The following is a 10,346-nucleotide window of genomic DNA, read 5'->3' on the forward strand; positions in this document are numbered from 1 at the left end:
AATACCAGGATAAAGTGGCAGGTCAACTCTCTAAAAAGGAATAACGAATGTTAAAGATAGGGCAGCTCGCCAAACTTGCTGATGTTACACCAGATACTATTCGCTATTATGAAAAGCAAGGCATGATGGAACATGGAGAGCGAACGACAGGGGGATACAGGCTTTATAATGAGCAAGATTTGCAGCGTTTACGTTTTATCCGTTATGCTAAACAGTTAGGATTCACGTTAGAGACTATTGCTGAGTTACTGTCGATCCGGGTTGATCCTGCGCATCATACTTGTCAGGAATCTAAGGCGATCGTAGACTCGCGTTTGCACGATGTAGAAAGTAAGATTATAGAACTAAAGAAAATGCGTGAGTCTCTAAAGCGTCTTAGTCAGGCTTGTTGTGGGAGTACCCATGCCACAACATATTGCTCTATTTTAGAAGCGTTGGAACAAGGTGCCGCTGAAGAGTTAGTTAAAGGGTAATTATTTCGGTTAGATCTTTAAATTTGTCGAAAACCGCAGTATTATCCGCAGGTTTTTTAAGCAAAACTAGGATTGATGAGGATAACTAATATGACGACATATCGACATGCCAAAGGAAAAATTAAGGACAACGCGCTGGAAGCTCTACTTCATGATCCTCTTTTCAGGCAACGTATTGAAAAGAATGTTAAAGGCAAAGGAAGCTATCAGCGTAAAGAAAAACACGCAAAAGGTGGTAACTGGGAGGCCAGTGGTAAGCAATCAATAGATTTATTACCACTGGCCTTCTCGATTTGAAACTAAATAAAAAAGCCATCATTTGATGGCTTTTGACGTTAAATAAGGCTGTAGTTATTTTGGCTGTTGTGCTTTCAGTAAATCACGAATCTCTGCGAGCAGTTTTTCTTCTGTTGTTGGTGCTGGCGGTGCTGCAGGTTCTTCCGCTTTTTCGCGGCGCATTTTATTCATTAGCTTCACTGCTGAAAATATGGCGAGTGCGACAATGACAAAATCGAAAATGCTTTGAATAAAGATACCGTAATTCATTACAACTGCAGGAACCGTCCCCTCAGCTGCACGTAATACCACATGGAATTGTTTGAAGTCGACGCCGCCCAGTAATACACCCAGTGGTGGCATAATGATATCGGCAACAAGCGAAGAAACGATTCTGCCAAATGCAGCACCGATAATTACACCGACAGCCAAGTCGACCACATTGCCACGCATGGCAAATTCACGAAACTCCTTCATAAAACTCATAACCAACACTCCTTTTAAAAATGAACTACTTAATCTTAGTTAAATAAATCCTAATGCCACAAATTATAGACATTTTTTTCTCATCCCCCATCAGAATAGTTTTAATTTATAAACTATTCCGTAGAGGCTAATTGTGCTGATTACAAGAAGAATGGGCTTGGTTGGAATAACCGTTCCACATCAGGGACAAACTTTTTATGAGTAATAAACATCACCACATGATCGCCCTGCTTAATAACGGAATTACTGTTGGCAATAATAACTTCGTCGCCGCGTACAATTGCCCCGATGGTTGTGCCAGGTGGCAGCTTGATATCTTCTACCATTCGACCAACCACTTTTGATGTGCTTTCATCACCGTGAGCAATAGCTTCTATCGCTTCAGCAACGCCACGTCGTAGGGATGATACGCTAACAATGTCAGCTTTACGCACATGGCCCAGTAGTGCAGAAATCGTGGCTTGTTGTGGTGATATAACTATATCAATAACACTTCCCTGAACCAGATCGACATAGGCGCTGCGCTGGATTAATACCATTGCCTTTTTAGCGCCCATGCGCTTTGCGAGCATAGCGGACATAATATTTGCTTCATCATCATTAGTAATGGCAATAAAGACATCAACCTGCTCAATATGCTCTTCTGCTAACAGTTCCTGATCTGATGCATCGCCATAAAATACGATAGTATCATGCAACATTTCGGCTAGATCAGCGGCGCGTTGTGGGTCACGTTCAATTAATTTCACGCTGTAATCTTTCTCTAACCGTAAAGCCAAACCAGCACCCACATTGCCACCACCCACAATCATGATGCGTTTGTAGGGTTTTTCCAGCCGTTGCAGTTCACTCATTACGGCCCGAATATGCTGGGAGGCAGCTACGAAAAATACTTCATCACCGGCTTCAATGATTGTCGAGCCTTGCGGGCGGATTGGCCGGTCCTGGCGGAATATAGCGGCAACTCGGGTGTCAATATGCGGCATATGTTCACGTAAAGACGATAATGCATTTCCGACTAATGGCCCGCCATAATAGGCCTTAACCGCAGCAATACTGACCTTACCTTCAGCAAAGTTAACCACCTGTAATGCGCCAGGGTATTCGATTAACTTATAGATATAATCGATAACGAGTTGTTCTGGCGAAATCAAATGGTCGATAGGAACCGCTTCTGGCAGAAAAAGCTTATCCGCTTCACGAATATATTCGGCTGAACGAATGCGAGCGATGCGATTTGGGGTATTAAATAATGAGTATGCGATTTGGCACGCGATCATGTTGGTTTCATCTGAATTAGTGACCGCCACCAACATATCGGCATCTTCTGCCCCGGCTTCTCGCAAGACCCGAGGGTGAGAACCATGCCCCTGGACCACGCGCAGGTCAAATTTATCCTGCAATTGACGCAAACGGCCCGAGTCAATATCAACGACTGTAATATCGTTATTTTCACCTACCAGGTTTTCTGCCAGGGTTCCGCCAACTTGCCCCGCCCCAAGAATAATGATTTTCATAGCGTTCTCTGTTTCACACTGACATTAGGTTTCGAGGCATAGCAAAAGCCACAACTATCTTTTGATCAACTTTGCATAAAAGAAACCGTCACCATCCTCAGGATGGGGCAAGTTCTGCTTACCGGGGGCAACGGCAGTTCCCGTCTCCACTAACTCAGCTTCGGAGTGCCGTTGCAAAAAAGCGGCAATCTGCTGCTGATTTTCGTCCGGTAATATAGAGCAGGTAGCATAAACCATTACGCCGCCTTTTTTCAGTTTAGGCCAGATAGCTTCAACAATCTCTGATTGTAATTTGGCCAAATCAGCAATATCGCTGTCCCGACGTAGCCATTTGATATCTGGGTGCCGACGAATGACGCCTGTTGCAGAGCATGGTGCATCTAATAGTATTCGATCAAACTGCTGATCACCGCACCATTCATCGGGTGTCCGTCCATCGCCGACTCTTACGACCGCATGTAAATTCAGGCGTTGTAAGTTTTCTTTAACCCGACTGAGTCGTTGTTCATCTATATCGATAGCCAATACATGGGCCTTAGGCGCAGCTTCCAGAATATGCGTCGTTTTGCCCCCTGGAGCGGCACATAAATCGAGGATCTGCTCACCATCTTGCGGATCAAGCAGATCAACGCAGCCTTGTGCCGATGCATCTTGCACGGTAACCCAGCCGAGTTCGAAACCCGGCAGATCATTGACGGCACATGGCGTAATGAGGCGTACGGCATCGGAATAAAAGTCATGGGGCAGAGCATCAATATTGGCTTGTTTTAATAGCTCAAGATATTCATTTCGTGAATGGTGTAGCCGGCTCACACGCAGCCACATAGGAGGTTTTTGGTTATTCGCCTCCAGAATTTGTTGCCATTGGTCTGGATATGCCTGCTTAATCCGCGCCAATAACCAGCTTGGATGCAGATAGCGGCTATCGTTATTGGCAGCACGTTCCAGTAATTCTACTTGTTGGCGCTGGAATTGGCGCAGTACCCCGTTGATCAGCCCTTTTAATTGTGGGCGTTTAAGGGCTGTCGCACCTTCAACGGTTTCGGCCAGAGCAGCATGTGGAGGAATGCGGGTATAAATCAGCTGGTACAACCCGACCATAATCAAATAATGGAAAATGCGCTGTTTGCCGGTCAATGGGCGTGCCATCAACTGCTGGATACACCATTCAAGCTGTGGTAGAACACGCAAAGCGCCAAAACACAACTCCTGTAGCAAAGCGCGATCTTTGTCGGAAATATTTTTCTGAAGCTCAGGTAGAACGGTACTGAGCGATTGCCCCTGATCCAATACCTGGCTAATTGCTTTAGCAGCGATGCTGCGGAGATTATATGTGTTTTTCATAACCAAAAAAGCCGACAAACGTCAGCAAATAAAGGGAAAGTGGCCCGATGATGATATACCGGGCGATGAAACTTATACCCGTCATCTTTCAAGTTGCAGATGCGTTGGCTGCCTTCGCTACTCGGCCCGTCCATGGGCCTCGCCTCTGCGAGGCCGCTGCAAGCAACGTTCAAATCTGCTCCGGGCAGATTTGTCACCCGAATCACTTACTTGTATAAGCTCATCGGGATTCTCTCGTTTGCCGCCTTCCTGCACCATGAAATCCATTGGGTATATGATTTAATAGATCTTTTATGCTAGTTGGTTACCGGGTGTAAACCATTCGCGTCGTGAATTTAATAAGTCAGCAGCGGACATGGCTTTCTTCCCGGCCGGTTGCAGTTGTGTGATATTCAAAACACCATCAGCGGTTGCAACTTGAATGCCATGCTTATCGGCATGAATGATTATTCCTGGCGTAGCATTCTCAACGGCAGCGAGCACTTGTGCTTGCCAAACTTTGATGGGTTGTTCATCAACGACAAAATAGCTAACTGGCCACGGATTAAAAGCACGAATACAACGCTCTAGCTGAGCAGCAGAAAGTGACCAATCTAATCTGGCCTCCTCTTTGCTGAGTTTTTCGGCATAGGTAACTTGCGTTTCATCTTGTACTTCAGGCTGCGCAGTGCCATCAGCCAATTGTTGCAGCGTTATCAATAAGCCCTGAGGGCCAAGCTGAGCTAATTTATCGTAAAGTGTTGCGCTGGTATCTTCTGGCTGAATACCACATTCAATTTTATGCAGCATATCACCGGTATCTAGCCCGACATCCATTTGCATGATAGTCACACCGGTTTTTGTGTCTCCTGCCCATAATGAACGTTGGATCGGCGCAGCACCGCGCCAGCGCGGTAACAGTGAACCATGTACATTAATGCAGCCTAGTCGTGGCATAGCTAAAACAGCGGCTGGCAGAATCAAACCATAGGCGACAACGACCATAATATCTGCTTTAAGATCAGCAACCAGATACTGGTTTTCTTCTGGTCGCAATGATTTTGGCTGAAATACTGGAATGTTGTGTTGTTCAGCTAAGACCTTAACCGGGCTTGGCGTGAGTTTATTCCCTCGGCCAGCTGGGCGGTCTGGTTGAGTGAAAACCCCCACAATCTGATGTTGAGAAGACAACAACGCGCCTAAATGGCGCGCTGCAAAGTCAGGAGTTCCGGCAAAAATAATCCGCAAAGAATCAGACACATTGGTTTCCTGAATTAAAAGGGGTTAGTTGGCGCGCGCATTCAGCTTAGCCATTTTCTCCAGCTTTTGGCGGATACGCTGACGTTTCAGTGGTGATAAGTAGTCCACAAACAGTTTACCCACCAAATGATCCATCTCGTGCTGAATACAGATTGCTAATAAATCATCCGCTTCGAGTTCGAACGGTTTACCGTCGCGGTCCAGCGCTCTGACTTTCACTTTTTCAGCGCGAGGGACTAAGGCTCGTTGCTCTGGTATTGATAAGCAACCTTCTTCGATGCCGGTTTCACCACTTTTTTCCAGCAGCTCAGGGTTAATCAACACTAAACGCTGGTCACGATTTTCCGAAACATCAATCACGATAATTTGTTTATGAACATCCACTTGGGTTGCGGCAAGACCAATGCCTTCCTCTGCGTACATTGTCTCGAACATGTCGTCCACAATACGCTGGATTTCACCATTAACTTCTTTTACCGGCGCTGCAATTTTGCGCAGCCGCTCGTCTGGGTAATGTAATACTTGTAATACTGACATAAATATCTAGATCTGCGTCCGAGTAGTGAATGATATTCAATCTTCATTCTAGACATTTCCGGCTCTGATTGACAGCATCGTCTACCAATTGAACAAATCGGTATCAGCTTAGGCAGCAAGCCAGGGAGGCGATATGTTAGCGGCGGAATTATGGCTCAGGATGAGCCAAGTAAAGGGGGTTGGGACGGTGAAAAGCAGCTTGTTGGCTAGACGGTTACTTGCCAGTGGCGATATTCACCCTGGGCGATTACTCGCTTACGGCCTGAATACGCTACAATGTCAGCAATTTACGCAAGTGGACCCCCGCTATATAGAGGCTGCATTAATCTGGTTAACTCATCCCTCACACCACTTACTCAGTTACGGGGAGCCTGGCTACCCACCTCGTTTGACACACATCTCTGCCGCGCCATTGATCCTTTTTGTTTCCGGCGAACTGGATGTTCTCTACCGCCCACAGCTTGCGATGGTTGGGAGCCGCCATTTTAGCCATTATGGTGAACAATGGGCCAGGCATTTTGCCTCTGAGCTGGCGCTTGCGGGGCTGGTTATTACCAGTGGCTTGGCGATGGGGATCGATGGAATTTGCCATCAGGCAGCCTTAACTGTCCAAGGCCAGACTATCGCGGTATTAGGCAGTGGGTTGGAGAACATCTACCCACGCCAACACAGCCATTTAGCCTGCGAAATTGAATCCCAAGGTGGGGCTTTGGTTTCGGAGTTTTTGACAACCGCATTACCCATTGCCGCACATTTTCCCAGACGCAACCGTATTATCAGTGGGTTAAGTACTGCGGTATTGGTTGTGGAAGCCACGCTGAAAAGTGGTTCTCTGATTACAGCCCGGTATGCGATGGAACAAGGCAGAGATGTTTTTGCGCTACCCGGCCCGTTAGGAAGTGCGACCAGTGAAGGTGTGCATTGGCTAATTCAGCAAGGCGCTTATCTGGCTCGATCGGCGCAAGAAGTATCGGAGCAACTCAGTGGGCAGTTGCAATGGATATCATTACCTGCCGAAGAAATTATTTCTTCATCAGAAGCGCAAGTTGAATTGCCATTTGCTGATGTGTTGGCTAACGTAGGAGATGAGGTGACACCTGTTGATGTCGTCGCCGAACGTGCCGGCCAGCCTGTGCCAGATATCGTCAGCAAGTTGCTCGAACTGGAGTTAGCAGGGTGGGTAGCAGCCGTACCCGGCGGTTATGTCCGAATAAGGAGGGCAGGCCATGTTCGACGTTCTAATTTACTTATTTGAAACTTATATGCACAACGAGTCGGAAATGCTTGTTGATCAAGACAATATTAGTGATGATCTTGCTAAAGCGGGTTTCTATCGTGAGGATATCAACAACGCCTTGAATTGGTTAGAGGCTCTTGCCGACCTACAAGAAGGGCACAAAACACCTTATCTCTATGCTGCTGATCCGCAGGCTTTACGTATTTATACGGCGGAAGAGTCTCAACGGTTGGATGTGACTTGCCGTGGATTCATCTTATTTCTGGAGCAAATTCAGGTATTACAACTCGATACCCGTGAGATGGTTATTGATCGAATAATGGCGCTGGATACCACCGAGCTTGATCTGGAGGATCTCAAATGGGTGGTATTAATGGTGCTATTCAATATCCCTGGTTATGAGAGCGCCTACCAGCAGATGGAAGAGCTACTTTTTGAAGTCAATGAAGGTTATTTACACTAAGTGGTAATATCACGGGTAAATAACTTTATATAGAAGGCGTTATGACAAAAACAGTTCCTGCCAAGGATAATGGGTCGTGTCCAGAGTGTGGATCGGCATTAGTCATCCGCAGCGGTGGTCATGGCCCATTCCTTGGTTGCTCACAGTATCCAGGCTGTCAATACATGCGCCCACTGAAAGCGCAGGCTGACGGGCATATCGTAAAAGTGCTGGAAGGGCAACATTGTCCTGAATGTGGTTCAGATATGGTGCTGCGGCAAGGACGCTTTGGGATGTTTATCGGTTGTAGCCAATACCCGCAATGTACTCATACGGAAGTAATTGATAAACCAGATGAAACATCTATAGATTGCCCGCAATGTGGTCAAGGCAAATTGCTACAACGTAAATCCCGGTTTGGAAAGGTTTTCCACGCCTGCAATCGCTACCCCGATTGCCAGTTTACCATTAATCAGCAGCCCATTGCTGGAGAGTGTGCTTATTGCCACTATCCATTATTAATGGAAAAGAGAACAGCACAAGGTGTAAAACGTTTTTGCGCCAGCAAGTTATGTGGGAAGGCAGTCGTCAGTGAGTAATAACAGTGTGATTAAACCAGAGGAGGATACTTCTCTGAAAAATGTGTTGCGGGCATTGCAACAAGATGAAGTCATCGCTTATCCGACAGAGGCTGTTTTTGGGCTAGGTTGCGATCCTGATAGCGAAAAAGCCGTGAATGCATTGCTCGCCTTAAAACAGCGGCCATGGCAGAAGGGACTGATTCTGATTGCTGCCAATTATGAACAGCTAAAACCGTATGTGGATGACTCGGCACTCACTGATGCCCAGCGAGAGACGATTTTTTCCGTTTGGCCGGGGCCGGTCACTTGGGTCATCCCCGCTAGTCCTGAGACACCACTCTGGCTCACGGGCAGTTTTGACTCATTAGCAGTGAGAGTGAGTGCTCACCCACTTGTACAGAAACTCTGTTCCCAATATGGCAAGCCTCTGGTTTCAACCAGCGCAAACTTAAGCGGTCAGGAACCTTGCCGTACAGAAGAAGAAGTTAGAATACAATTTGGCTCTTCTTTACCGGTGCTTTCCGGCGAGGTTGGTGGTCGCTTGAATCCATCTGAAATCAAAGATGCGTTGACCGGTAAGCAATTCCGTCAAGGGTAGGAAAAAGCATGGATCAGAAGTTCGCAGTGTTTGGTAACCCAATAGGGCACAGTAAATCGCCTAGGATTCATGCGCTTTTTGCCAAGCAAACCGGTATCGAGCATCAATACGGTATGGTACTTGCTCCCAATGACTCATTTGAAGAAACATTAATATCGTTTTTTGCTGATGGTGCTCTGGGCGCGAACATAACCACGCCGTTTAAAGAGCGCGCTCATGCAAAGTGTGATGAATTGACTGATCGTGCATCACTGGCGGGAGCCGTCAACACAATTAAGCAATTAGAAGATGGACGCTTATTGGGTGATAATACCGATGGTATCGGTTTACTCAGTGATCTTGAACGACAGCATTTGATCCAAGTGACAGACAGTATCTTATTGGTGGGTGCTGGTGGGGCGGCGCGTGGCGTGATTCTTCCTTTACTTTCATATGGCTGCAAGCTTGTTATCACTAATCGGACTTATGCTCGCGCGCAGCAACTTGCAGAAGTATTCCACCATTTAGGGGATATAGATGCCGTCGAGATGCAAGATCTGAGTGGGCAGTCCTTTGATTTAATCATCAATGCGACAGCTTCGGGTATTTATGGTGAAGTGCCAAACTTACCTCAGGATATTATTAGCTCTGAAACACGCTGCTATGACATGTTTTACCAAACAGGTGACACACCATTTATAACTTGGGCCAAGCCGTTGGGAATGACAAGTTATGCTGATGGTTTAGGAATGCTGGTGGGGCAAGCTGCTCATGCTTTTAAACTTTGGCATGGAGTGATGCCGGAGATAACGCCAGTGCTAAATCAGCTGCGTGATGAGTTAGGTAAATAGAAAGATATTGAGTTATGCAGGGAAAGTAAGCATTTACCCCCTGCAATCTTATTATTGATGCTTATTTAGTTTCTGCCAGATAGTCATCTTTCCAGCGCACATAGTTACCCGCAGAATAAAGCAGGCCTTCTAATTCAGCAGGTGTTAAAGGGCGGACTTGTCTGGCTGGGCTACCCATATAAAGGTAGCCGCCAACTAACCGCTTACCGGGGGAAACCAAGCTACCCGCTCCAATCATCACATCATCTTCTATAACCGCACCATCGAGCACAATAGAACCCATCCCCACCAATACCCGATTCCCAATAGTGCAACCGTGAAGCATCGCTTTATGGCCAACAGTAACATCTTCACCAATCACCAGTGGGTTTCCTTCAGGATTATGCTCAGAATGATGGGTAACATGTAACACGCTGCCGTCTTGAATATTAGAACGCGCGCCAATGCTAACTTGATTCACATCACCCCGAATGGCAACTAATGGCCATACACTGACATCATCACCCAAAACAACATGACCAATGATCACACTGGATCTATCAATCATGACGCGTTCACCTAACGTAGGTAAGTAATGAAGATAGGGGCGAATAGCATCGGACATAATAATAGCCTCTTTATAAGAAAGTACTTTACCGGCAATACTAGCCTTTGCTGATGGAATTACAACCAATTGAGCACGGGGATCGCCGTGAAAATACAGCGGATCGACCAAGATCTGCACGTAAGGAGTGAAAAGTATTCAAACAGGCAAAAAACACGAAAAAAGAGTTGTGCAAAAAATTC

General features: G+C 46.4%; 13 protein-coding genes. 7 read left to right on the forward strand and 6 right to left on the reverse strand.

What is annotated here, in order from left to right; genetic code table 11:
* The first annotated feature begins 47 nt into the window (after positions 1-47).
* Together zntR and YALDO0001_RS09315 are read left to right on the forward strand one after the other, a co-directional pair.
* Positions 48-473 carry a Zn(2+)-responsive transcriptional regulator gene (zntR, locus tag YALDO0001_RS09310; RefSeq protein ID WP_004702354.1) on the forward strand — a complete coding sequence of 142 codons (426 nt, stop codon included), beginning with the start codon at positions 48-50 and terminating at the stop codon, positions 471-473.
* Between the two features lie 90 nt (positions 474-563).
* The gene (locus tag YALDO0001_RS09315) at positions 564-770 is read left to right on the forward strand and encodes an alternative ribosome-rescue factor A (RefSeq protein WP_004702355.1); all 207 of its coding nucleotides are present in this window, start codon (positions 564-566) and stop codon (positions 768-770) included.
* 54 nt (positions 771-824) lie between these two features.
* On the opposite strand, the gene mscL is transcribed toward YALDO0001_RS09315, so the two are convergent.
* The 5 genes from mscL to def form a co-directional block, all read right to left on the reverse strand.
* On the reverse strand, positions 825-1,235 hold the full coding sequence (gene mscL / locus YALDO0001_RS09320; RefSeq protein WP_042839634.1) for a large-conductance mechanosensitive channel protein MscL: 411 nt from the start codon (positions 1,233-1,235) through the stop codon (positions 825-827).
* A 140-nt stretch (positions 1,236-1,375) separates the two neighbouring features.
* Positions 1,376-2,752 (reverse strand): Trk system potassium transporter TrkA, encoded by a 1,377-nt coding sequence (trkA, locus tag YALDO0001_RS09325; protein WP_004702357.1) that lies wholly within the window; start codon positions 2,750-2,752, stop codon positions 1,376-1,378.
* Between the two features lie 54 nt (positions 2,753-2,806).
* Positions 2,807-4,096, reverse strand: a complete 1,290-nt coding sequence (rsmB, locus tag YALDO0001_RS09330; protein ID WP_004702358.1) for a 16S rRNA (cytosine(967)-C(5))-methyltransferase RsmB — start codon at positions 4,094-4,096, stop codon at positions 2,807-2,809.
* Positions 4,097-4,387: 291 nt separating this feature from the next.
* Positions 4,388-5,335, reverse strand: coding sequence for a methionyl-tRNA formyltransferase (fmt, locus tag YALDO0001_RS09335; protein WP_004702360.1), 948 nt, complete (start codon positions 5,333-5,335; stop codon positions 4,388-4,390).
* Positions 5,336-5,359: 24 nt separating this feature from the next.
* Complete coding sequence (gene def / locus YALDO0001_RS09340) at positions 5,360-5,872, reverse strand: peptide deformylase (protein ID WP_004702362.1); 513 nt, start codon at positions 5,870-5,872, stop codon at positions 5,360-5,362.
* A gap of 133 nt (positions 5,873-6,005) precedes the next feature.
* Between def and dprA the strand changes: the two genes are divergently transcribed.
* Genes dprA through aroE form a run of 5 tightly spaced genes read left to right on the forward strand, consistent with a single transcriptional unit; the run spans position 6,006 to position 9,560 of the window.
* On the forward strand, positions 6,006-7,127 hold the full coding sequence (gene dprA, locus YALDO0001_RS09345; RefSeq protein ID WP_004702365.1) for a DNA-protecting protein DprA: 1,122 nt from the start codon (positions 6,006-6,008) through the stop codon (positions 7,125-7,127).
* Positions 7,099-7,572 carry a DUF494 family protein gene (locus tag YALDO0001_RS09350; RefSeq protein WP_042547556.1) on the forward strand — a complete coding sequence of 158 codons (474 nt, stop codon included), beginning with the start codon at positions 7,099-7,101 and terminating at the stop codon, positions 7,570-7,572. Before dprA ends, YALDO0001_RS09350 begins: the two co-directional genes overlap by 29 nt.
* A 41-nt stretch (positions 7,573-7,613) precedes the next feature.
* Positions 7,614-8,150 carry a DNA topoisomerase family protein gene (locus YALDO0001_RS09355; RefSeq protein ID WP_042839635.1) on the forward strand — a complete coding sequence of 179 codons (537 nt, stop codon included), beginning with the start codon at positions 7,614-7,616 and terminating at the stop codon, positions 8,148-8,150.
* Between the two features lie 7 nt (positions 8,151-8,157).
* Positions 8,158-8,730: an L-threonylcarbamoyladenylate synthase type 1 TsaC gene (gene tsaC, locus YALDO0001_RS09360; RefSeq protein ID WP_004702371.1), complete on the forward strand. Its 573-nt coding sequence runs from the start codon at positions 8,158-8,160 to the stop codon at positions 8,728-8,730.
* A gap of 8 nt (positions 8,731-8,738) precedes the next feature.
* The gene (aroE, locus tag YALDO0001_RS09365; RefSeq protein ID WP_004702373.1) at positions 8,739-9,560 is read left to right on the forward strand and encodes a shikimate dehydrogenase; all 822 of its coding nucleotides are present in this window, start codon (positions 8,739-8,741) and stop codon (positions 9,558-9,560) included.
* Positions 9,561-9,621: 61 nt separating this feature from the next.
* On the opposite strand, the gene YALDO0001_RS09370 is transcribed toward aroE, so the two are convergent.
* Entirely contained in the window at positions 9,622-10,164 is a 543-nt protein-coding gene (locus YALDO0001_RS09370) for a gamma carbonic anhydrase family protein (RefSeq protein WP_042839642.1), read from the reverse strand.
* Positions 10,165-10,346 lie beyond the last annotated feature (182 nt).

This window comes from Yersinia aldovae ATCC 35236 (genome assembly GCF_000173735.1).
GTDB lineage: Bacteria > Pseudomonadota > Gammaproteobacteria > Enterobacterales > Enterobacteriaceae > Yersinia > Yersinia aldovae.